At 43.0% G+C, this 24,928-nt stretch carries 15 protein-coding genes and 1 pseudogene; 2 read left to right on the forward strand and 14 right to left on the reverse strand.

Annotation, left to right across the window (positions count from 1 at the left end; translation table 11 throughout):
• Positions 1-34: 34 nt before the first annotated feature.
• The 7 genes and pseudogenes from ABXT60_RS10680 to ABXT60_RS10710 all read right to left on the reverse strand — a co-directional run bounded on the left by ABXT60_RS10680 (position 35) and on the right by ABXT60_RS10710 (position 11,323).
• Positions 35-214 carry a hypothetical protein gene (locus ABXT60_RS10680; protein ID WP_443630130.1) on the reverse strand — a complete coding sequence of 60 codons (180 nt, stop codon included), beginning with the start codon at positions 212-214 and terminating at the stop codon, positions 35-37.
• A gap of 536 nt (positions 215-750) precedes the next feature.
• On the reverse strand, positions 751-1,926 hold the full coding sequence (locus tag ABXT60_RS10685) for a tetratricopeptide repeat protein (RefSeq protein WP_443630131.1): 1,176 nt from the start codon (positions 1,924-1,926) through the stop codon (positions 751-753).
• 28 nt (positions 1,927-1,954) lie between these two features.
• The gene (locus ABXT60_RS10690) at positions 1,955-2,905 is read right to left on the reverse strand and encodes a transferrin-binding protein-like solute binding protein (protein ID WP_443630132.1); all 951 of its coding nucleotides are present in this window, start codon (positions 2,903-2,905) and stop codon (positions 1,955-1,957) included.
• Between the two features lie 615 nt (positions 2,906-3,520).
• Positions 3,521-4,774, reverse strand: a complete 1,254-nt coding sequence (locus tag ABXT60_RS10695) for a lipocalin-like domain-containing protein (protein ID WP_443630133.1) — start codon at positions 4,772-4,774, stop codon at positions 3,521-3,523.
• Positions 4,762-7,329 carry an FtsX-like permease family protein gene (locus tag ABXT60_RS10700; RefSeq protein WP_443630134.1) on the reverse strand — a complete coding sequence of 856 codons (2,568 nt, stop codon included), beginning with the start codon at positions 7,327-7,329 and terminating at the stop codon, positions 4,762-4,764. The genes ABXT60_RS10695 and ABXT60_RS10700 overlap by 13 nt, the downstream gene beginning before the upstream one ends.
• A 229-nt stretch (positions 7,330-7,558) precedes the next feature.
• Positions 7,559-8,116, reverse strand: a pseudogene (locus ABXT60_RS10705) (ABC transporter ATP-binding protein); the annotation flags it as partial.
• Between the two features lie 1,011 nt (positions 8,117-9,127).
• Entirely contained in the window at positions 9,128-11,323 is a 2,196-nt protein-coding gene (locus ABXT60_RS10710; protein ID WP_443630135.1) for an FG-GAP repeat domain-containing protein, read from the reverse strand.
• A 535-nt stretch (positions 11,324-11,858) separates the two neighbouring features.
• Between ABXT60_RS10710 and ABXT60_RS10715 the strand changes: the two genes are divergently transcribed.
• Complete coding sequence (locus ABXT60_RS10715; RefSeq protein WP_443630136.1) at positions 11,859-12,074, forward strand: hypothetical protein; 216 nt, start codon at positions 11,859-11,861, stop codon at positions 12,072-12,074.
• A gap of 120 nt (positions 12,075-12,194) precedes the next feature.
• Here ABXT60_RS10715 and ABXT60_RS10720 read toward each other — a convergent pair whose 3' ends face one another.
• From ABXT60_RS10720 to ABXT60_RS10750, 7 genes are all read right to left on the reverse strand, one after another.
• Entirely contained in the window at positions 12,195-14,873 is a 2,679-nt protein-coding gene (locus ABXT60_RS10720; RefSeq protein WP_443630137.1) for a nitrate reductase, read from the reverse strand.
• Between the two features lie 10 nt (positions 14,874-14,883).
• A complete protein-coding gene (gene nirD, locus ABXT60_RS10725; protein ID WP_443630138.1) occupies positions 14,884-15,228 on the reverse strand; it encodes a nitrite reductase small subunit NirD in 345 nt (114 codons plus the stop codon).
• A gap of 10 nt (positions 15,229-15,238) precedes the next feature.
• Positions 15,239-17,764 (reverse strand): nitrite reductase large subunit NirB, encoded by a 2,526-nt coding sequence (gene nirB / locus ABXT60_RS10730; RefSeq protein WP_443630139.1) that lies wholly within the window; start codon positions 17,762-17,764, stop codon positions 15,239-15,241.
• A 33-nt stretch (positions 17,765-17,797) separates the two neighbouring features.
• Entirely contained in the window at positions 17,798-18,604 is an 807-nt protein-coding gene (locus ABXT60_RS10735) for an ABC transporter ATP-binding protein (RefSeq protein ID WP_443630140.1), read from the reverse strand.
• A 46-nt stretch (positions 18,605-18,650) separates the two neighbouring features.
• On the reverse strand, positions 18,651-19,637 hold the full coding sequence (locus ABXT60_RS10740) for an ABC transporter permease (RefSeq protein WP_443630141.1): 987 nt from the start codon (positions 19,635-19,637) through the stop codon (positions 18,651-18,653).
• 100 nt (positions 19,638-19,737) lie between these two features.
• Entirely contained in the window at positions 19,738-21,126 is a 1,389-nt protein-coding gene (locus tag ABXT60_RS10745) for a CmpA/NrtA family ABC transporter substrate-binding protein (RefSeq protein WP_443630142.1), read from the reverse strand.
• 1,455 nt (positions 21,127-22,581) lie between these two features.
• Entirely contained in the window at positions 22,582-23,136 is a 555-nt protein-coding gene (locus ABXT60_RS10750) for an ankyrin repeat domain-containing protein (RefSeq protein ID WP_443630143.1), read from the reverse strand.
• Between the two features lie 606 nt (positions 23,137-23,742).
• On the opposite strand from ABXT60_RS10750, the gene ABXT60_RS10755 reads away from it, so the two are divergent.
• A complete protein-coding gene (locus ABXT60_RS10755; RefSeq protein WP_443630144.1) occupies positions 23,743-24,606 on the forward strand; it encodes a DUF6279 family lipoprotein in 864 nt (287 codons plus the stop codon).
• Positions 24,607-24,928 lie beyond the last annotated feature (322 nt).

The raw sequence follows: 24,928 nt of genomic DNA on the forward strand, positions 1-24,928 counted from the left end.
AAACCAAACTAGAACACCCCCTAACTACCATTTATTAGTAGACTTCCTCCAGTTTTTTGGCAAGAGATGCTATGTGTGATTTCTGCTCCTCTGAGAACTCATCACTTTCTAATTCGTCTAAAGCTTCATGGATTAAACTAGTGACTAGCTGCTCTATTTCACGATAACTGCCCATAGTAATTACTTGGCCTGCAACTTTGGGAGGCAGTGCCAAAGTCTTCGCCCTCGCGTTTCCTATTGTAATCCCCCCGTAAATTAAGATCAGTTTTAAGTAGGATTTTCTCTTACACTAAACGAAGGTAATTTACTTGCAACCACTATTACCAAATGGATAGTCATCATCACAATGTATTTTTTAAGAGCAGAGCCTTGGTAATTATGACCTAGCAAGCCACTTTAGACTAGCCTACTGGTATCACCTGGCCTTGCGCTTATATTACTTTCTATTTATTACTTATTGGTAACTATGTGGTGTGCTGTAATGTACTGTCTTAAGCTAAAAGAAGCTCAGGCTTTTTAAAAAAACGGCTTAGGCTCGTTGGCACCGATTTGTGCCGATAACACCAGCATTATTGCCATTTTCAGACCTTTTTTAAAAGATCTTTCAAGTATGTTGTTATTTTGGTTTTAAATGTACCTTAGGTATTGCGGCGCATCGTTTTCGAGCTAATAAATTCTTTATATTTTCACTACCTTCGTTAATTCGTTACTGAGTTTAAAACAACCCTCTGCTCACTAAAAAATAAAACTTTAAAAAATGGATTTTATAGACAATCCTATCAATCTTTTTCGGTAATCAAAGTATTCTATATTTGAGCGATTATCATCAAAAGAGATAGACACCTCGGGTATGAACTCTCCAATTTGCATGCCACCTAATTTAAAACCAAGGATGTGATTAACGTATTCATCACTGCGCTGGACGAGAAAGAAGGGGTCGCGCCCACGATGCACCACTTGTTTGTAGGTTAATTGGTAAAAAGGCGATATATCAGGCCAACTGCTTCTTACATTAAATTTGATATAGCGAGCTTGGCTTGAATTATACGGGTCTGCCCGCATAACATTCGCAACGCCTAGTTCAGCCCCTACAGCAGCAATGGTGTTTTGATACAGATCCTTAGATAGAGCGATATCATTGTAGTTACTGTCAAATACCGCTTGCCCAACCAAGTCATTTTGACCAACGTTAACCTTAAGCATTAAGTTTGAATTTTGTAACGGCCTCAGTCCAGTAGATAAAGTGATCCCTGTTGAATATAAGGCTCCAGATGTCCATTTTCCACTAGCCAATAGCTCTACAAAACCACCCTTACTAAAAGTGTTTTCTGTACGATAACCAACCCCAATCAATTGATTGTCATTTAGGTTATTAGGCGCGTCAAAATTTCTCACGTTGGCGTACAGCTTACTATGTTCACCAATCGGTTGCTCTGCTAGTAAGTTTAACCATAAACCCGTTGTTTCTTTTTGAACTGACTTATTCACGGTTACCGTTTGCCCCAAGACTTTCACAACATCTCTAAAGGTCTCATTGGTAGGATTACTATCGCGACTAAAACCCATTGACCAATGTAGCTTGCGACCCTTTTTTCTTGAAGAAGCAATATAATTACTTAAGGTAGGCCTTACTGCTGTAGGTAAATCATGATTAAAATAAAGCTCCAAGAATAAAGATTCCGCTTCTTTATATCTACCCGCTAAATAAAGGCTTCTGCCTTTCTCTAGCAATACTCGGTTACTTTTTGTCTTTTTATATAGGTAGTCAAAAACCTCTATAGCCTCATCGTAGAATTGCTCATCAACTGCAACCATTGCCATAGAAAACAGGGATTGCGCATCATCCTCAGAAAAGCCACCCAATGGCTCATTTGCCAATACTGGCTTAGAAAAAAACAAGACAAACATAAAAAAGGCTAGCGTCATAGCTAGCCTTTTTTGAGCAATATAAAACCTATCGCTTGGCACCGAATGCGCCCTCATAAGCTTCTTTTCCCGTACCTCGAATCGAGAATACGCCACCAATCTCTTCTGCGTCGGGGCCATAAAACTTGGCGCTAGCTGTACCACCTGTCCAATCAGAAGATGTACCGTATAAGTTGGATGATGTTAAAGTATTATTATTAGCTGAGTAGCTAAATGTCCCCGTTAGGTTAGGGCCGGCGTCGGTGTATGGGTCACCCACATCTACAGGCTGTATCAGGCTATTTGTCGTATTAAATGTAACTGATTGAGTTACAAAGTTTGCTGATAATGTAGCATCGGAGCTTACGCGATAGAATTTATGATCATTATCCACGTACATACCCTCAGCAACACCGCTAAAAGTGGCTGAGCCTGCTGTCGGAATAGAAGCATCAGCAGTTGGGTTGCCAACACTCATAGCGCCTATACGCCCTATACCTGTGCCTTCATTAGCCTGCACCCAAGTAGCCATGGTCTGGTAGTCCCAATTGGAACCGTTCTCGGGATCGTATATCATACCCTGGGCGTTATTCCCATCAGTTACAGTGAGGCTGCTGTCACTGCTATCGTCTGAATAAACTTTTACCCAAGTTAAATTCACATCGTCCTTAATAACAGACAACCCCGATATTTTTCCTAAAGAGTCATACGCAATTTTCACTTCGGCAGTAGTGTCTATTTCTGGAGCAGGAGCGGTACTAGTTGTAAAAACTAAAGTTGCCTCAGAAGAAAAACCATCAGCAGTTACAGTGGTGTTAGCCTCTGATACATCACTCCACTTTAGAGTTGCCTCAGAGAATGAAGCTGGTGTTCCTGCAGGAAGTGTGGCTTTAGAAGCTGGAGTAGTTGAAGAACTATTATCGTCCAGACTTGCTCCACAACCGCTTAACAAGCCAACGCTCACTATAGCGCCCAGAGCAAATATTCTTTGATTAATCATCTATATTCCTTTATTTAAAAATTATATACCTTCGATATGACGGTATATTTGTAGACAAGCGATATTAAAAGGCACCACTTTTTAATGGCCAGAAACCATACCAAATTAATCCTTTCTAAAAATTAATTTCGGTGTTCAAATATTGCACAAAACCTAAATTTGCGTTGCCTGTGTCAATTAACATTACTATTAAACAGCAAAGGCGCTTAAGAAACGTTTATTCAAGCGCATTAGCTCTAAATGGCAACAGTAAGCTGAATCAATAGGTGGCCCTGACAGCAAAAAGAGAGCAGTGAAGTGGTATGCCTTAGCTTAGCTGCTGACCAGGGTGATGCTAATGCTCAATGCATTAACCCATTAGATTCAATGTATTGAGGATCAAAAAAGCCCAGTTAAATGCTGGGCTTTTTATACAAAATCGCTTCGGGGGGACAAAGGGGGGAACTTCAAACCATAATCCAGCACAGTCGTCGTTAGATAAATCAACAACCTGTGTATGACACTAGCTGTATTTTCGTAGGCATTAAAGGTGTATTAACCTCAAGCGATGAGGGTCTCGTTGGCCTGCCATAACCTCGATCAAGTATCGCAGTAGCAGTTGCGATGTATTTATATTCAGTAACCGGTCAATTCTAAAAAGCCGACGCCACCATGAGAGCCTTCAATCTTGACCATTCCCTCATAGTAGGGAACAGCGGCGTTATTCCACTGCTTATCTTTTAATGTCGATATGGTTAGGTCTATTTTTTTACTGGGGATTATCAGCTTCCAGATCAAAGGTAATTGCCTACCATCCACCTTTTTAACAGATACTGGCTGTAGCGTTAGATCGCCTGGTTGCAGTGTGATTTGTTCGCCGTTGCTGGTGATGTATGATCCCGTCACATGATCATCTTGATTTTTTAGGCGCATTCTAAAAGCCATTATTTTGTTGCCGTCATCTAAATGAAGCGATAACCAATCCCAACCTTGAGTGCCAGTATCGAGTAATTGAGAGGTCCACTCTTTGTCAAACCACGCCTGACCTTTGAGTTTTATAGGCGCGGCCGTTACGGTATCGATGGCTTGCGTTAGCTCGCCTTCGATACTAATAAAAGGCGCACTATAATAGTGAGACGCGTGGCCGCTGTTCGATTTTACACTAAAGCCATTGTCACCATGTTGCACCAAGGGCCCCGTCTGATTCAGCGTAAATGTAGCGCTCGCCTCTGCGTTTGGTTTTGAGGTATCGGTTGCGCTAAAGGTCAGTGTCGACGGAAACAGTCCTGTATCGCCATCACTATTGAGCCATTGCCAATCATCAATAAACAAGTTCAGTGGCAACGCTGTAAGCCCCGCATTACCGACCCCGCCACGAGCAAATTTTTCGGAAAACCAATGGGTATCTAATGAGTGGATGGATGCATGTGCCATGTATATTTGATCGTTATGCCACTTTTTATCTAAAGATACAGTCGACTCATTTAACGTAACAGGAGAATTCTTTAATGACGAAGACGAGTTACTCCCTTCAGTTTGAGAGCTTCTTGGGCGTGGGTTTTTAAATCGAAATAATGTCCACTGCAAGCCATAGGGATCACCAGCTTCGTCTTGCAAGTTAGCAGTTAAATACCACCATTCGATATCAAATTGATCGTGTGTGCCGTGATCCTGCGGAAAACTCATGCGGTAATTTGGATCAGCTTTTTTACCCATATTACTCGCTAAGGCATTATTAAAATCATCATTTTGCTCGTACACGTTCCGACCAAAAACCGACATGTTAGCTTGAGTCTTAAGGGCTATCTGCGAAGTCACAACGAAGTAAGTACCCAGTAAAAACACACCTGCTAGGCTGAGACTGACGATTTTTTTATTTAATTTAGCCATCGAATATCCTCCATCAAAGGGCGCTTACCGGCTTTTATAATGGGTATAGCGATGATTAACAGCACAATGCTTAAACTAACTGCATAAATTTGAAGAATTTTTATGGCGTTGATTTGAAGTGGATAAGTCCATTGAAATGCCTGTAGATTAATTTCATAAATAAGCACCCAGCTCAATAAAATACCAAAGGGTGTGGCAAAAATAAGAGCGATGAAGCATAGTAAAAAATACTGAAAGAGAGCAAGTAGCTGGGTTTTAATTGCCGACACACCAAAACTACGTAATAGCATGTTTTGTGGTCGAGCATCATTCATTAATACCACTATTGCACAGGCGAGAGATAACGCAGCCACTAGCAGCGTCACTATATTTAACCCATCAGTAATAATAAAAGTACGATCAAAAGTTTGTTTAGATATAGCTAATAGTTGTGCGGTATCCAATAACGATTTCTCCGAGTCTATGCCTTGTATGTCTAATGCGACTTTAAACCGTTCGAGTCCCGCTACATCTGTATTGATGGCATAAATTGTACTTTTGGAGATTGCAGCATCAAATTGAGATAGTGGTAGCAGTATTTGCCGATGAGGATTACCAAAATCATAAATAATACCCTTAATAACATAGGCCGTTAAGCGTTGCGTCGATGGATGCGGAACATTGATCATGTCATTAATGTCAAGTTTATACTCGAACGCAAATTGCTGATTAACGAAGACTCCATTCGTCTGTTGAAACGCTTGCCAGGCGGCAGCTTTATTGTCTACTTTATCAAATACCATCGCGTCTTTAAACTGTTTGGTGGATGGGTAGCTATGTTGCTGCAGTAAGGTACCCTCGTAGGTCGTATTATTTTCAAAGCGCTGAAACACCTCTACTTTAGCCTCGTGCCCGATTGCCGCTATATCTACATTGCCTTCGTAATACAGATAATAATCTGTCGCTAGCCGCGATTCTAGCCACGACACGGTTGCGCCTCTGAAGCTGTCTACCATTAAGTTCATGCCTATATTGCTGGTGGCAGCAATAAAAAATGCACAGCAGGCAACCTTAGTTTTACCTGATAAAGCGCTACTTTGTTTGGTGCTAATACGTAGCATAATAAAGCGAGGCGGAATCAGCCGATAGACTGCATCAATCACCCGCGGATAATTAGCTAGTAATAAACTACAGCCCGATAATATGAGTGTTGCGGTAGCGACGAGTAATAACCATAGTGCTGTTGCAGCATACAATATAGCGCACGCTAGCAGCGCAAACAGAATACATATCACCCAAAAGTTGCGTTGCCATTTTGCTTGATTAGCCGCCAAGTTATCGTGCGCCTGCGTTGAATGTAAAGCTTGGTTGCTTGAGCTAAAGGGCGCCACGGTCGCAGCAATACTGCCGCACACGCTGATGCCAAATACCTGTAAAAACAGGCTTAAGAGCGAGGTGTTGCCAAACCCAATTTCTACGCCATATAAACCCTCGAGCGTGGCCTGCACCGTTGGTGCAACGATATTAGATAAATGAATACTTAAATAAATACCTGCGCAGACGGACACAAAAGTAATTAACACAATTTCTATAATTTGGCTGACAAAAATAACGTAGCGGGGGAAGCCTAGTTGACGACAAATCTTAAACCAAGGCATGCGTGCGTTGATGAGTAAATTGACAGCGTTGATGACAATGAATAAGCACACGACAAACATCAATAAAGCCATGGCCAATAAGTTCATGTGAAAACTATTGGTGAGTTCGCCTTGAGGTGCACCATCACTCAACGAAACTAGCTGCAAATGTGTAGGTAAAACGGCGCTAAGATCCTTGACGAGTCCATCGAGTTCTGGACCCACCTTTGCGCTGACCAACAGTAAACTCGTTAAATTCCTACCAGGAAACAAGCGATAGAATTCGCCAATGTCGGTCACCATGTCATTGCCTAAACTGGGGTCTTTAAGTGCAACGAGTTTGGGTAAAGCGATTGTTTTTATTGACGCTGGCGTCTCCACATCGGCATTGTTATTACTGCCGTTAGCAGCATCATTGCCGTCATTAAAAGGAATTGAAAAATTATTTAATGTCTTGTCAAAAATGGATACATCACTATTGGCGATCAGTTGCGCTAGCAGGGAGGGGTGGACAATACCGGCAGGCATAGAAAAAGGAATAGCAGTGAGTATTGCGGTTTGATCACTTTGGCGTGATGAAAGACCTGCGCTCTTGACGCCACTGCTTATTAAAGGCATTAGCGCGATGGTATCGATGCCCGTAATGTCTATTCGACGCATAGAGACTTTTTGTTGCTCTAGCTGTGTCTGCGTCTGTTGCTCGGCATAGATATGAGTTGACGTTTGTGCGACAGCGATAAGTTGGCTAAAGCCGAGCCTGCGCAAATATGCGTAATCGCTTTTGGCAAGTATGGCTTGGGCATTTTTAGGGATAACTTGATATTTAACATTACTGATCAAAAAAGTACTGTTACTGGCGTAGCTTTGTTTGGCGCTAGCATTAACGATTAATACGGTAGATAAGCCACAAGCAGCAATTAAAAGCGATGCGATAAGCATCAGCACACTAAATTTTGTGGATTTGTAGCTACTCAACAGTAGTTTAAAAAAAAGTGTGATTTTTATCAAAATGGGTTTAACTCGCCTCGCTCACTAAACGACCCTCACTCAAAAAGACTTGTTGATCGGTGAGTTTGGCGACTCTTTCGCTATGGGTAACTAATACCAGTGTTGTTTTAAGTTGTGCGCAGGTATCTATCAATAGGCGGCTAACAAGGTCTGAGTTTTTGTTATCTAGGTTACCGGTAGGTTCGTCAGCTAACAGCAATTTAGGCTTATGCGCTAACGCTCTGGCAATCGCAACTCGCTGCTGTTCGCCTCCCGAGAGCTGATTGGGTAGTTTGTTGATATGCTTTGAGACGCCCAGAGCCTGGATTATAGTGTCGATGTAGCCTACATCGACTGGGCGGCCATTAATAGCATTGAGTCTGGCTGGCAAATAAATGTTGTCGAGCACCGATACCACGTCTATCAAATTATATCGTTGAAACACTATGCCAATTGTCGACATCCTGTAATTATCGGCTTGTGACTCCGACAATGCAGTTATATCGTTAGTTATATTGTTGATTGTGTCTGACCTTAGTACGCCGCCCAGCAGTATTTGACCCTCATCTGGTTTATCTAGGGCAGCCAGCAGATGCAACAGAGTCGATTTTCCCGATCCAGATGCCCCTCGAATACTGACACTTTTACCCGCTTCAATCACAAACGAGAGTCGATCTAATATTTTTTGTTGTGCCGTACCGTCTTCAAATGATTTTGAGATATTGACTATTTTTAACATGTTTTATTAATGCTTTTTAGTGAATAGTTAGGCTAGGAGCAACCACAAATAAATCCAAGTCTTTACTCAAAAAGCTAGCCATAAAAAACGACTAGCTGTACTTTATCTATTACCAAACAGTATACGTTGCTAAGTGAATAATTGGGTAAATGCTTATCAAATAGATACTAATAATAACATTATGCAGTAATGAAAAAGCAAGGCTTATACTCGGATCTTTTGTGTGAGGCAGCGGATGCAGATCACCAGCCAAGTTGCCTTTCAAGGTTAAACTGACCGTCGTCGTCCTTATAATAATATTGGCCATTAACGGCGTTACTCAGCAATTATTGATAATTTATCTGGAAGCACCACCATAAAATATGTTGAAAGAGGTGATAGATACTCTGAGCAGAGAATAGCTAGCGGTTTTGCGTCAACTAAAGCTGATGAATGGTCGGGAATTCAATTAATTGCTTCAGGTGACAATATAAAGTATCTCGTTGATGGCAAAGTTGTTGCTGGTGCTAAAGATAATAGAATAAAAAAAGGATCAGGATTCATTTCAGTTATTGCTAATTCAGAAATTTGTGTAGACGACATTGTTGTCAATAAGATTTAAAAAGATTGGCCGGACATGTGAGCTTAAGCAACTGCATCTTTTGAAACCAGTGAGCTAATGGATGCCACTAACTTTATTAGCCAGCTTCAGCCTCACCCGACTACCAGAGTAGTTATTAGTACCCAAACTGCCTTAGCCCTTCCCTACTTCACACCCGCTCTAACATTGATTAAACACCTTAGAGCCATGCTCTAAGCTACGTTCACCCATCCAGCACTGCAATGCTACCAATGCTCATTATCTCGGCTTAGAAAATGCTGTAATGCTTAAATCAGAAGTCTTCTTCTACCAATTACGGCCAAGGCTAATCGTATTTATGTTAAGTATCACAGCTAAATTACTATATACGTGGAGTAACAAACGATTAGCTGTCTTTTATTCAGTAACCAGGCTGCTTGACCAATGAACTATTACTGCTTAGTTAGCCTGACTAAAATTGGATCGCCCTCTTGCCATATACCAAGGCCCAATTTTTGGTGAATATTGCCAAAGATGGTTGTTGGGAAGGATCTACCCTCTAAATAAAACAAACCCAACGGTCCTTTTAGGGTAAAGTTGCCATCATCACTCATTGTGAATTCTAATTTTTTGCGTAAGTCTGGGGTGGGGAACTTCGCGCGATCAACTTTATAAAAGATCATGCCATCTCCATTAATTGTAACGTAATCTGTTGCGCCTTTATCATACCCACCACTTGGGCCTATATTGATAATAAACCAGTCTAACCGGTAGCTTCCATATAGTTCACTCTTAGAGGTTTTTTCATCGAAATTAGTTACATTGTTCAAAAAATCTTCAAGAGATACTTCCATCTTCATCGTATTAACCATTAACTTGGCAATACGTTTTTTTGAACCACCACTAATGTTTAAAAAATCACTTGGTGTATATACGGCGGTACTAGAGTCTGGGTTGGCTTTTTGCAAATGCAGGCGCACCTTGGAAGTACCCATATGCCCATCTTCCCTTTCAATTGACACCAAGTCTGTCAAACCGTCTCCATTGAAATCGCCAGGCACCATATCGTCATGTCGTTCAATAATGCCAGTCATGGCAGCTATAGTAGGTGGTAGGTATATGTTGTTACCGTTATTAATAAACAAGTAAGGAAATCTTGTCTCGCCTGATCGTTGCCAATAGGATGTGCCGTCTATTTGAAGCACTATATCGTTTAAGCCATCATTATTTACATCACCAGCTCTAAAGTTCTGAATATAATTGGTGTGATAATCCATATCACGGTGCAACGCTCTGTTAGTTTGCTGAGCAGGAAAATGGTAAGCAGTGCCATCAGCGAAGCAATCACCCATATTAATATAGGCCTTAAAACCAGATGTTTGCTGAAGCCCCGTTCCTGCAATCCAGATTCCCTGTAGAATATCTGGCCTGTTATCTCCGTTAATATCAATAATTTCTATATTTGACGGGCCCAATTCAGTTTTAAAAACCCAACCCTTTATTTGTGATTCTTCATGTGTGTAATTTTCACTAAGCTCAGCCATATCAGAATCTGTGACCCAAGATTCACCAAATTTTAATTGTCGGTTATCCTTAAAATTCATATCTGAGTCACCATAAATGACACGCACAGACCCAAGTTTCTTTAATGCACTATTTGAAGCACTCAAGATCGGCATCATATTGAATACCATGTCATCAATACCATCCCCGTCTAAGTCGCCTGCATCCATATCGCTAGTTAGATACCTACTAATCTCAGTAGAATAGGGATACTGGTTAAGGGTGTGCTTTATCCCACTATGGTTAACCAAAGGCACAGTATGTTCTTTTTCACCTTCACTAAGCGGTAATATTTCAACCCAACCATCACCGTTAATATCACCCGCGGAGCCGCCATGATTCCAGTCGTTTTTTCTCACTTCAGGAATATTCATTGCAGCAAAGCCTTTGCCTTCCATATTCATTAACAAAATGTCTTTCTGACCGCGAGGGATGAAGCGCCCACCCAGATCATAACCTTGTGCCTCCATCCTTACACCAGGGTCCCCTGTGGTGAAACCAACAAGGTCTAACCAGCCATCATTATTAAAGTCGGCGACGTCGCCATTTCTAATGTGCCGCCGTGACACATTGCCTTGCATATTTTTTTCTTCAATAAAGCCACCATCAGCAGTACCGTATAGAATTAACGAAGGCACCTCAGATTCGTAATAGTCAAGCCATAGATCATCGCGACCATCATTGTTAAGGTCCGCTACCACCTTCACTTCTGCACCAATCCCACCTCCTTTAAGATGACCTATAGGATCTGTGCCAAAGCCTGTATACCGGTATTCATTCAGTTGGAATGAATCGCCATTAGTAAAATACCTATTCAAAGAAAATTCAGCATTGTAATCAAGGTCAAGGGAAGGTGCAGATTTGTATGGGGCTTTACATAAACCATCGATAACACCTTGTGACTTAGCTTTTGAAACTGCAACAATGCAGCTCAATCCACGCGCATCTATGGCGCTTTTAAAGTCTTCGTTTTTTGGCTGATCGTTGGCTACTCTACAGAGCGTTTTATCGCTCCAGGCGCTTACGTCTAAGGACCAGGAGGTTTGGGCAAATACTGCTAATAATAAGAATCCATATGCGCGCATTAAACTGCTCCTGTAAATTAAATACCTTTGGACACAGTGATCATATTTGACTAAAAAACTACTCTATTTATGAGCAAAGATATTGGATATGCCTGTGAATATAGATGTTGATCAAGCTAACTATTTAACTTACACAAAAAACTCTAAGAATTTTTCCTAAATTAATACCCCCCTTAATATTTAAACGCCTAAGAAACAATGCCAGCTAACCAAAATTTTTATCAATAGCATCATACGGCAAATTATCAGGTCAGAAACTTAACTCGGATGGCTGACATTAATTGATCTTTGTTTGTATGAATTACATATATTGCAAATGTAACGCATGTGTACAATATTTGCCGAACGATAGCTAAAAAAACCACAACACTGAACCTGCGAGTTGACCCCTTAGTTAAGGATGCTGTTCGCTATGCCGCTAACCAAGAACACAGGAGCGTTGCTAATATGGTAGAGATGATAATTCGACAATACTGTCGCGACGCTGGGTATCCTTTACTAGAACAAATCCCGTTGCTTGATGATGAATAATAAGATGCTCAAAGGCCTCGTTGAGACTGGTGCGGTTAAAGCGTTTAGCATTATAGCTAATGGTGCAACCATACACGCTGAGATCTTAACCCATAGCGGTGACAAGAAAGTCATCACTACCCAAGCTAGAACCATTAAAACATGGGGTACCATTGACTCAGCTGCCAGGTGGCTTAAGAGACTTGGCTTAGGTACTATGACGCTTGAAGTTGGGAAGTAGCTGCCTAATCAAAGGGAGAGTATTGCCTAGAGCCACAGGCTGCAAAACTGCGGGCACTGAGCAATGATATACCCAACGCCCAATGCGTTGTTGAACATTCAATAGACTCTGATCAAACCCTTAATTGCTCGACACAGTTCTGCTATTAGCCAGTAGGGAGTTTAATTCAGGGATGCAGGAACCACAGTTGGTGCCACATTTGAGTTGTTGTCCTAATGCAGCGGCAGAGTTGACACCGTTATCAATGGCCGCTTGAATATCTTGTTCGCTCACTTTAAAGCATGAGCAAATTAATTTTCCAGTAGCAGCAGAGGTGCCTGACAACAGCGGCCAGTATGTTTCAGCGACAGGCTCTGACATTAGAGCGCACATCCATAGATTATCCGGCAACATTTTTCTGTCTTGATGGCTAAAGACTGCAAACTCAATACGCTGGCTGCTATAGCAAATAAGGCGCTGGTCACCATTTTGACGATCAAAAAATTGTTCATAAGCCTGCGCAGGCCCTTGTTCGGTAATTCGTTTGGCAGTGATAAAGTCTGGCCAGTTAAAGTTGGACTTAATAGAGATATGGTAGATAAATCCCCGCCCTTGGTCTAGGGGCGCAGCGCTCCAATGTATAAATTTTGTACAGTCTAGCTTGTTATGACTGACTAAAGTGGCCCATACAGGTGTGTCTACTTTCACCATGGCCGCACGGCTGTATTTAAACTCCGGCTGACCAGAGATTTCGTCAGTTATAGGCGCCACCAAGGAGTCAACTCTGGCATTGCTAGCGTATTGGTCATTCCAATGTATTGGCACAAAAATTTGATCTTCTCCCATGCCTGTATCCACAGCAGCGACGACTGTAATACTGCCCCTTTGGGTAAATACTTGGACAAGGTCACCATCGATCAATCCAGTATTAGTGGCTGTATCTGGGTGCATTGAGACAAAGGGTTGGCTTATATGACTTAGTAATGTGCTACTTCGACCGGTACGGCTCATAGTGTGCCATTGGTCGCGAATACGCCCGGTGTTTAACGTCAAGGGGAAGTCATTATTAGGGGTGTGGAGTTGAGGCAGCTGTGGGCTAATAACAACGAAATTAGCTTTTTTGCTTGGCGTAAAAAATAACCTGTCTTCAAATAGTCTTTCAGTACCCTTGGGCTTCAGTGGGGTCACTGGCCACTGAATAGGTTCTAGTTGGTTGTATTGTTGCTCTGATAAATGGCTTAGAGTGGATATATTAAATAGTCTGTTACCAGTATTTTTAAACGCACTAAGTTGGGCATGTTCAATAAAAATATCTCTGGGTGAATGGTAGTCAAAGGCGTCATTAAACCCCATAGCTTGCCCAACCTGAGATATGATCCACCAATCTGACTTGGCTTGACCCACTGGATGAATCAATGCCCGTTGACGGGAAATGCGGCGTTCAGAATTAGTCACGGTACCAGACTTTTCACCCCAACCAGTGGCGGGTAACAGTATATTGGCTGTGGCTGTGGTATCGGTGTCAGCCATACAGTCTGACACAATGACTGTATCGCAACTTTGTAAAGCGGCCCTCACCCGATCTGCATTGGGCATGCTAACCACCGGATTGGTACCCATAATCCAGATGGCTTTAATACGGCCATCGGCAACAGCTTCAAATAGATCTACGGCATTTAAGCCGGGCGTTTGACTGAGATTTTTGGTATTCCAAAACTCGCTAACAGTGGCAGTGTTTTCTACGCTGTAATCCATGTGGGCGGCTAACATATTGGCTAAACCTCCCACTTCACGACCGCCCATAGCGTTGGGTTGGCCAGTAATTGAGAACGCACCCATTCCTGCTTTGCCGATACGACCTGTGGCCAAGTGACAGTTAATTATGGCATTACATTTGTCGGTACCTGTCGCAGATTGGTTAATGCCCATTGAATAAAAACTTATGGTTTTCTCAGTCTCGGCAAACCACTGGTAAAAGGTGTGTAATTTCAAAGCACTAACGGCAATCGTTTGTGTAAGCTCAACGTCAGTTAACGCCCTAGCTTCAGCCATGGCTGTGTCAAAGCCCTGGGTGTGTTGTGCAATAAAACCTGCATTTAGATGATCATTTTGTTCCAGGTAGGCTAGTAGGCCATTAAACACAAAGGCGTCTGAGCCTGGCGCAATGGCTAGATGTAGGTCAGCCAGGTCACAAGTAGCGGTGCGACGTGGATCGATAACCACCACTCGCATAGAGGGATTATTGGCTTTGGCGGAGGCAATTCTGCGGTATAGAACTGGGTGGGTCCAAGCTGCATTGGATCCAACAAGTACTAGCAGGTTGCACTCCTCAAGATCTTCATAATTGCAGGCCACGGCATCGGCACCAAAAGCTCGTTTGTGGCTAGCTACTGCTGAGGACATGCACAGTCTTGAATTAGTGTCGACATGGTTTGTACCAATAAATCCTTTGGCCAGTTTATTGGCCACATAGTAGTCTTCGGTTAGAAGCTGTCCAGAGAGGTAAAATCCAATAGACCCAGGGCCATGTTGGTCGCGAATCTTGCCTAGTTTTTCTGCCACTGTATTAATGGCCGTGGGCCAGTCTACATTGACACCCTCAATGCTGGGATGCAGTAGTCGCCCGTGCTCGCCCATAGTGTCATGCAGTGCAGTGCCTTTAATGCAAAGTTTGCCAAAATTTGCCGGATGTAATGGATCTCCAACTACGCTTTTCAGACGATTGTTTTCAACAGTGGCACTGACTCCACAGCCTACCCCACAATATGGGCAGGTGGTTTTTATAACCTTGCCAGAGGTGGCAATTAACTTTTGGTTCATGTCTAAAAACTCACTGATTCATTAGTACATGATCGTCCACAAGCTCAACGGCATAGACCGGAACGCACAGGTCACTGTGTTCGATACACTCACCGGTGAGTAAATCAAAATGCTGTTTGTATAATGGAGATGCAACAACTAGCTGGCCATTAATATCACCAACTATGCCACGTGACAAAACATTGGCTTTGCCAATTGGGTCCCAGTTTCCAATGGCATAAACAGTGGGGCTTTCATTGGGCAGATAAAATAAAGCCACTTGTTTGCCTGCGAATTCTGCGCAGATTCCAGAGTTGGGAATCAAATCATTTTGGTGACAAAGACTAATAGGTTGATCTTTCATATTAAGAGTCATGGATGTTTTCCTAGGCTGGCGTGGCTGAAATTTGCTGACGCTCTTCTTCTTTAGCTGGGCGCAGTTGGCCGCGCTCTTCAACAAATATAATAGCTTTGTCTTGGGCTTCAGAATTGACAAACTGGCGGAAGCGTTTAAGCTTTTCTGGGTCTTCTATGGTGGTCTTCCATTCGCACTGGTAGCTGCCAACAACTGCTTCCATTTGTGCTTCTAGGTCATTGCAGATGCCCAATGAATCTTCAATAACGACCTGCTTTAAATAGTCTAGGCCACCCTCAAGATTGTCCATCCACACAGAGGTGCGTTGAAGGCGGTCGGCGGTGCGCACATAAAACATGAGAAAGCGATCGATATATTTAATCAGGGTTTTGTCGTCAAGATCGGTGGCAAATAGTTCAGCGTGGCGTGGTTTCATGCCACCATTGCCGCCCACATACAAATTCCAACCATTTTCGGTGGCGATAATACCAAAGTCTTTAGACTGGGCTTCGGCGCACTCACGGGTGCATCCAGACACGCCAGATTTTAATTTATGTGGTGATCTCAGGCCTTTGTAGCGATTTTCAACGTACAATGCCATGGCAACACTGTCTTGCACGCCGTATCTGCACCAGGTACTGCCAACACAAGACTTAACTGTACGAAGTGCTTTACCGTAGGCATGACCAGTTTCAAAACCAGCTTCGATTAGCTCTTGCCAAATGGCAGGAAGATGCTGCAAGCGCGCGCCAAACAAATCGATACGCTGGCCACCTGTAATTTTGGTATAGAGCTGGTATTTTTTTGCTACCTGCCCTAAAACAATTAATTTATCGGGGGTGATTTCACCTCCAGCAATACGTGGTACAACTGAGTAGGTACCGTTATTTTGCATATTCGCAAGAAAGGTGTCATTGGTATCTTGAAGGCCCACATGTTTTTCGTCCAGCACGTAGTCATTCCACAATGATGCTAAAATTGAACCTGCAGTCGGTTTACAGACTTCGCAGCCACGGCCAGTGCCATGTTTATGAAGCAAGTCTTCGAAGCTTTTGATGGTTTCCACTTTGATTATGTGAAACATTTCTTGTCGGGTAAAGTTAAAGTGTTCACACATAGCTGTATCAACGGCTAACCCTCGTGCTGCCATTTCGTCGTCTACAATATTCTTTAATAAGGCCGCACAGCCTCCACAACCACTGGCGGCGGAAGTTTCCGACTTTACTTCACCTAGGGAGCAAAAACCGGCATCCATAGTGTTCACAATATCGCCTTTACTGACATTGTGGCATGAGCAGATGGTGGCACTCAGAGGCAGTGCGCTAGCGCCCAGTGCTGGCGAGTCACCCGCATTGGTAGGCAAAATAAGGGTTTCTGGATCAGAGGGTAGATCAAAACCATTTAAAAAATATTGTAACAAGGTATCGTACTCAGAGCAGTCTCCAACTAATACAGCCCCAAGTAATTTTTTGCCATCGGCGCTAACAATTAAACGCTTGTATACATCGATACGTTCGTCGCTAAATGTGTACGCAACTGAACCTTCTTGTTTGCCATGGGCGTCGCCAATGGAGCCTACGTCCACGCCAAGTAACTTAAGTTTAGTGCTCATGTCAGCGCCTTGGAAGGAAAGTTTTTCGCTTCCTAGTTGACTAGCCGCTGCTTCGGCCATGCGGTAGCCAGGTGCTACTAGGCCATAGATTTTATTTTTAAATAATGCGCACTCACCAATGGCAAAAATCGATGGGTCGCTAGTTTTACAATACTCGTCTATGGTAATGCCACCGCGCTCACCAACAGTTAATCCACAATCGCGAGCTAGCTGATCATAAGGCCGAATGCCGGCTGAAAATACAATCATATCTGTGGCTAATAAACCACCATCGGCGAAGTGCATGACTACCCGGCCTTTGCCTTCGCTGTTGGTTTCGATGACCTCAGTGGCTTTGTTGGTATGTACCTTGACCCCCAGAGCTTCAATTTTGCGGCGCAACATATTGCTACCACCTACATCCAACTGTACTCCCATGAGCCCAGGGGCAAACTCTACAACATGGGTTTCAAGGCCAAGGTTTTGCACTGCGTTGGCGGCTTCAAGTCCCAGTAGTCCACCCCCAACAACAACTCCAATCTTGGCGTTGTCAGCTTGGGTTTGAATCATGCCTAGGTCGTCAATGGTACGATACACTGTGCAGGACGGCAGATTATTACCTTTAACGGGAGGCACAAAAGGATAGGAACCAGTGGCAAGTACTAGTTTGTCATAGCCGTATGCTTGTCCACTTTCGGTGATGACTATCTTGTTGCTACGGTCTATGTGGGCCACCATATCGCCAAAATGCGCATCAACGCCCATGTCCAGGTAGTGTTCTTTGGTGGTGAGGGCAAGATCTTCAGGCGTGCTCCCAGCAAAGTAGTCAGATAGATGTACCCGGTCATAGGCAGGACGTGCTTCACCGCCAATGACTGTGATTTTAGCTGTCACTGGTGAGTCAGCTAACTGCTCAACATAATGATGGCCAACCATACCATTTCCAATAATGACTACTTTTAACATGTTTGTTTTATCCTCAATAGGCGTTGTAAATTTTTAGGCTGCAGCGTTGGTGGCTGGATTCTTCTGTTTTTCGTAGAGAAAACGGAGTACTTGCTGGCGGTAGGCATTAAAATCTGTATCTTCAGCTAGTGCTAAACGATCTCTGGGCCGGTCTAAATCAACGTGTAATATTTCACCAATGGAGGCGGCTGGGCCATTGCTCATCATCACAATACGATCAGATAACAGTACAGCTTCGTCCACATCATGGGTAATCATCACCACGGTGCTGCCTAGCTGGGCTTGAATGTCCATAAGGGAATCTTGGAGATGAGCCCGCGTTAATGCGTCCAGTGCACCAAAGGGCTCGTCCATCAACAAAACTTTGGGTTGCATAGCAAGGCAGCGAGCAATACCAACACGCTGCTTCATACCACCAGAAATTTCTCCAGGCAGTTTATGAAGTGCATGGGACATATTCACAAGCTGCAGGTTGTGTTCAACCCAAGCGCCAATTTCAGCTTTGCTTTTGGTGTTCTTGAAGACCGATTTCACAGCCAGTTCAACATTTTTGTAAACTGTTAGCCATGGAAGCAGTGCATGATTTTGAAATACCACCGCCCTATCTGGGCCTGGTTCGTTGACTTCTCGACCCTCTAGAATAATGCCACCTTCGGTGGCCTGGTGGAGCCCAGCAATAATATTCAGCACGGTTGATTTGCCACAACCCGAATGGCCAATAAGGGATATAAACTCGCCTTGCTGAATTGACATAGTTACATTTTGTAAAGCGCGGTAGGGTTCCCCATCGGTAGGGAAATCGATACTGACTTGACTGATTTCCAAATAGCGGTTTTGCATAATAATATCCTAGTGTCAATGTATGGGTTTTAAAAGGTGTTAGGGTTTAGCGTAAGGTGGCCTGTTTATTCCAGCTAAAATGTTTTTGTATCATTAACATTAGATGATCAAGAATGAATCCAATAATGCCAATGGTGATGACTGCCACCATAATTCTGCTCAATGAACTAGAGGATCCATTTTGAAATTCGTCCCAGATAAATTTTCCCAGTCCAGGATTTTGCGCTAGCATTTCTGCAGCTATGAGTACCATCCAGCCAGTGGCCAAAGACAGTCGCAATCCGGTAAAGATTAAGGGTAAAGCTGAGGGGATAACAATGGAGTTGATGTGCGCTAAAGTTGATAGGCGCAACACTCGACTCACGTCAATAAGGTCGCGATCAATGCTGGCCACGCCCACAATCGTATTAACTACTGTAGGCCACAGGCAGCAGAGGGCAACGGTGACTGCCGAGGTCACAAAGGCTTTTTCAAAATAGGGATCGGAGCTGGTATAAGTGGCTGATACCACGATGGTGACCAGTGGTAGCCAAGCCAGTGGTGATACAGGCTTGAACACCTGAATAATAGGGTTCACAGCGCGATATATTCTGTCGCTTAGTCCGCAGGCAATGCCTAAAGGGATAGCAATTAAGGTCGCAATTAAAAATCCAAAAGCGACGGTGTACAGGCTGGTTATAATTTTGTCAAAATAAGTGGCCTGGCCAGTATATTGGCGAATCTTTACAATGGCTTCAGGGTTGTTGGCTAGTTTTTTGGTGTTACGTATTTCTTGGCGCTCATAAAATTTCTGCGCTCTCTCACGTTCTTGATAATGCTCGGTAACAAGAACTTTCGACTGATTCCAAACATCGCCTGGCCCAGGGAACTGGCCTAGTGAAGTGACGATGTTGCTTGCAGTTATTTGCCATATAAAGATAAACATAACAATACCCACACATGGTAGTGCTATGGCTTTGGCTACTGAATCATAAAATTTAAAGAGGCTTGCAAAGGTCACCTTGGTTTTTAGCTGTTGGAGCTTGGCTAACATGTTACTGGATTTCCTTTTGACGGAGTGTGCGGGGATAACATTTTTTCCAAAAGCTGGCAACCTTAGAAGGTTGCCAGCTTTTTATGGGCTATTTAAGGACTTAGAGGGTCTCGTCTTTCAGGCCAATTGGAAATTTCTTAAGATAGGTATTTGGGGCGGTACCGTCATACACTATATTGTCGATAAAATGTTTTTGTGGTGAACGAAAACCTGTTTCTAACTCAAATTCAGGGAAGTCAGCGGCTGTCATCGTCCCTTCCTCAATCAACTCAAGTGCTGCCTTTTTATAAATGTCAGGACGATAAACACTAGCTGCAACATCGAAGTACCACTGATCAGATTTAGGCTCTGAGATCTGTCCCCAGCGGCGCATTTGAGTCAGGTACCAAACAGCATCTGAGTAGTAGGGAAAAGTGGCAAAATAGCGGAAGAATACGTTGAAGTCAGGCACTGAACGTTTGTCGCCTTTTTCATATTCAAATGTCCCAGTCATGCTATTGGCAATAACTTCATAGTCGGCACCCACATAGTTACTTTGGGAGAGAATTTTAACGGCTGCAGGGCGATTGGCGTTGTCCTTTGCATCTAGCCATTTGGCAGCGCGTAATAAAGCTTTAACAACACGTGCGGTGGTATTTGGGTATTTTTCGGTAAACTCCTTGGTCATGCCAAATACTTTTTCTGGGTTGTTTTTCCAGATTTCATAATCAGTCACTACAGGCACGCCAATACCTTTAAATACAGCCTGTTGATTCCATGGCTCACCTACACAGTAGCCTAAGATAGTGCCGGCTTCCAGAGTCGCTGGCATCTGTGGCGGTGGGGTTACTGATAACAATGCCTGAGCGTCTATGGTGCCACTAGTGTCACCCTTATGTGGGGCATAGAAACCTGGGTGGATATCACCTGCGGCTAACCAATAGCGTAATTCATAATTGTGGGTGGACACTGGGAATACCATGCCCATATTAAATGGCTTGCCCTCAGCGTTATATTTGTCAACAATCGGCTTCATAGCATCTGCCTTGATGGGGTGAACGGGCTTGCCATTTGCTGTGGGTATATTGGGCTTCATTTGTGCCCAGATATCGTTGGAGACAGTAATGGCATTACCATTAAGGTCCATGCTAAACGGGGTTACAATATGTGCTTTGGTACCATAGCCAATGGTGGCTGCAAGAGGCTGGCCAGCAAGCATATGTGCGCCGTCTAATTGGCCGTCGATGACGCCATCTAAAAGTACTTTCCAGTTAGCCTGTGCTTCAATAGTGACATAAAGGCCTTCGTCTTCGAAGTAACCATTTTCATAGGCAATTGCGATGGGCGCCATGTCTGTGAGTTTGATAAAACCAAACGTGAGTTCGTCTTTTTCTGGCTCGCCCAGTGCAGCGTGTGCAATGGGTGTGCCGATAAGTAGGCTGGCAGCACCTAGTGTTTTAATGGCGAGAACTAAACCGCGTTTGACTCTGTGTGTTATAGCTGTGTTCATAGGTATGCCCCTAATATAAATAACGCAAAAAAAGCTCGCATAAGCTAAAGGTATCGTGTGTATGCGGCCTACATCACCCAGTCTTTTGGAGTGGGTAGCAGTGTAAGATTACTCTGCATAACACCTACTCTTTCAATAACTGTGCCAGTTTGGCTTTGAGGGGGAAACTATCTGACCTTGTGTTGATTTTACAGCGCTCAGTGCATAACCAAGGCCTTAGAGGGCGATAATTAATAAAGTAATAGGTATAACCATGGGTATAGGTTCATGACTGAAAAAGCTTCATACTCGCACCTTTGTGGTGCAAAAAATCAAAAATAGCCTTTCAAAATTGGTGCTTGAGCACCTAGCATGAGGTCACTGGCGAGTTTAGTTGATTCACTTAGTTCATAGATTTCAGCTTAGCTTGTTCAACTTTGTAGCTATATCTAGATCGGCCATTTCTGCGAATTGTGTATCTTCGCAAAGCAAGGTGCCGTTTAAACCAAACACTAAATAAATGAGAGCTGTTACCTAGTCATTTAAGTGGGGCTATTACTGAGGAATATTTAGCCCGATATGGTTTTTGAATTCTGCGCAGAGGCTCAAAGAACTTGAACTCTGTTGCGGCTGGAGTAGAGATAGGTTTATTTTGGGTGTCGAACTACTTTATAAAATAGGTGGTAACACTTATATCAATAGCATCTTAGTCAGAACTCAGAAGTACAGTGGTTCATCTAGTTTACCGCACCTAGTCTCCCCAAAAGTCTTCCTCCTCCGCTTCTCAATAACGTTATATACGAGACCTAGAATAGAGATTAAGTTCACAAAACGTCCATTAAACTAACGCCAGTTTCGCGCAGCTTAGCATTATTGGCATTTCTGTAGCGATCGTGTTTTTAGGGGTTATTACCTCTTTAGGTTTTCAAACCTTTACCGATAAGATTTTGCCTTAAATTACTCAGTAGTAGGTTACTAGGGCCTATTTTGGGCCATGGCCTCTACCTAGAAATATCTACGGGGGAGGGATCGGCAGTCGGTCAGTAAAGGGGGTACATTAGAGCTGGCCTAACACTCAGCACTTTAAGCATAAAAGAAGCTCAGGCTTTTAAAAAAACGGCTTAGGCTCGTTGGCACCGATTTTTGCCTATAACACCAGCATCATTGCCATTTTCAGACCTTTCTTACAAGATCTTTCAAGCATGTAGTTATTTTGGTTGTGAATGTACGTTAGGTATTGCAATGTATGAATCAAAATGCTGTGCAATTTTTAAAACGTTCGTAACCGAGTCCTAAGAACATACGAGAAAGAGGACTCATAAACCTTTAGTTGGCTGCTTTCGGTGATCGCACCAAGTACCCCTTCAAATCATAAACTTCAAGGCCATAACCTCTGCATTAGAGCGCTATCTAGGTAGTAATATCTTGGGTCTTGCCTGCAACTTAACTATGCTAGACCTGTTCAGGTCTGCCTGTTTATGCTGAGTACCTTTGTAGCAAGGAAACGGCGTCTTTGTCATGATTGAGTTCTGCAATATCTAATGCCGTGTATCCCCAGTAGTTTTTCAATATTGGATTTGCTCCAGCTTCAAGCAGCCATTGAGCCAAAGCGATCTGACTTTTTTTAACCAAAATATGAATCGGATAATTATTATAGCCGTCATAAAGATTGATAAAACTCTTTATGTCTTGAGAATTCATGCCATAAAAATAGTCCTCTATAATGACAACAGGCACATTGCTATTTAACATCGCCACGAACTCCTCAATATCACGCCCGTAAGAGATACTATTATGTGGACCGGCCGACTTAGACTGAATACTTATTTCATCCTTTAGCGCCTCGACGCTAAGCTTTATATACTTAGCAATCTGCTTTTCTTTGCTCCCTTCTGCCTGTTCCAGTGCCTTAAGCCATCGGCCATTGTGCCTCACCCCTTCTTCCATCTCTTGAGCTACAATTGAGTAAACTGCTTCTTCTGTTTTTTGATGGGCTACATTTAGTTTCTTGAATTTATCAAAAGCCGACATTGTTATCCCTTTCTAAGTTAAAAATCCATTTTATAAGGCCATTCAGTGCAGAGATCCAATAAGTTTTGGAGCATTCCCTAAGCTACACAAGTCAGTGAATCTAATCAAAAAATGACATGGCGCTATAATGGCATCAATATTGTTTCGGATACAACTTAATCCATACTTCCGCTTCACTTGAACATAAAGGCCAACCTACTTAACACCATTCCCTTTAGCAAAAGCATACCGTCAATTACGCAACTTGGTGATAGACGTTAAAGGCGCGTATGTCTTCTTCAAAGTAGGATTAAGGTAAGTGACTGCTGCAACATGATTGAGGAAATCATTTGCGAAAACGAGCTTTTTCGAACTGTTCCAGTCCCACCCTTCCAATGGATAGAAACCTTTTAATACTGCGAGATAGTCAACGCCTTCGGCCCTGGCGTATATCCCGTATACCACCCGAAATTAAGCACGCTAGACTAGTTAGATTCTCAAGACCCAAGGGCTCAAGCAATATGTATAGAGCCTTTGACTATTCCTTTGACCACTTTGCCTGCTTTAAGTAAACTCTTTAGCGTATATATAAGTTAAGTTTATGACAACTAAGGGGTAATTTGATCAATGGGAATACTAAAGCTGAATTACAAGGCTTTGCGTGCTCTGTTGGCAGTGCTTGTTATTAGCGTGTTTGCTAGTGGGTGCACCATTAAACTTGCTTACAATTTTCTAGATTGGGGCTTGTACTGGGAGTTAAAAGATTACGTAAAATTTAATCGGGACCAGCGCTTGCAGGTTAAAAATGAAATTTCCCAACTAATTGACTGGCATCGTAGTGATGAGTTGCCCCAATACGCCGACGAGCTAGAAAAACTCTCTATAGGCCTAGAGACCGGCATGACGGTTGAACAGTTGGAAAAGTCCTATGATAACCTCAGAGATAGCTGGCAGCGAATCATTATTAAAACCCTACCCGCTGCCGTAGACATTATATCAAACCTTAATGATCAACAAATTAACGACTTCTTTGACATGTTAATTGAAAAAGAAGGCGATGATGCCAAGGATATTGAAAGTGGTACTAGCGCACGAACTTTAGAAGAGCGTGAAGCCTATGTTAGTGAAAAAGTATCTGACGTTATTGGTGAGTTAAATGAGGCGCAAAAGGCCTTAATTGCACAATGGGCGCGGCGCATGGAACCGACCAAAGAATTTTCATTAGTTCAGGCTATTAAATGGCGCACTAGAATGCAGGCAGCTATAGCCCAGCGCCACGATGAGCAGCAACTAGAAAAAAATCTAATGGTGTTGTTCGCCAACCCCAACCAACTTAGGTCAGCTAATTATCGTCGCGTCATTGAGAAGAATAAACACCTAGTAATGCAGTTATTGTTTGATTTAAACCAAACATTAACAAGCCAGCAACGCAGTAAAATGGTCAAAAAACTAAATGGCTTTATAGCAGACTTTCGTGATTTAAGTGGCTAAGCATAGCGAAATAGCTTAGTTGCAGCCGCACATAGGCGTTTACATCAGTTGCCATAGCCATTTGCCTCACTAGTTGGCAAAACATTAGCAGTTGTAAAGTGCTTGCTGCTTTAGTGTATTGTCGGCGCCACTGTTTCATGCTGATTTTTGCAACCACGCTGAAATGACTAACTTTATAAAGACCGTAACTACTGCAGGAAGTTTTTTTGCTAGTTGTCCATGGGCCAGGTGCCTATGCCTTTGGTCATTGTGTAAATTTTTCATAACCAAGCGCAACTATTAGAAAAGTTTATGACAATTGGCCAGCGTGAGCGAAAGCTAA

Origin of the sequence: Candidatus Njordibacter sp. Uisw_056 (assembly GCF_047730085.1) — a bacterium.
In the GTDB taxonomy this organism is placed as follows: domain Bacteria; phylum Pseudomonadota; class Gammaproteobacteria; order Pseudomonadales; family Balneatricaceae; genus Njordibacter.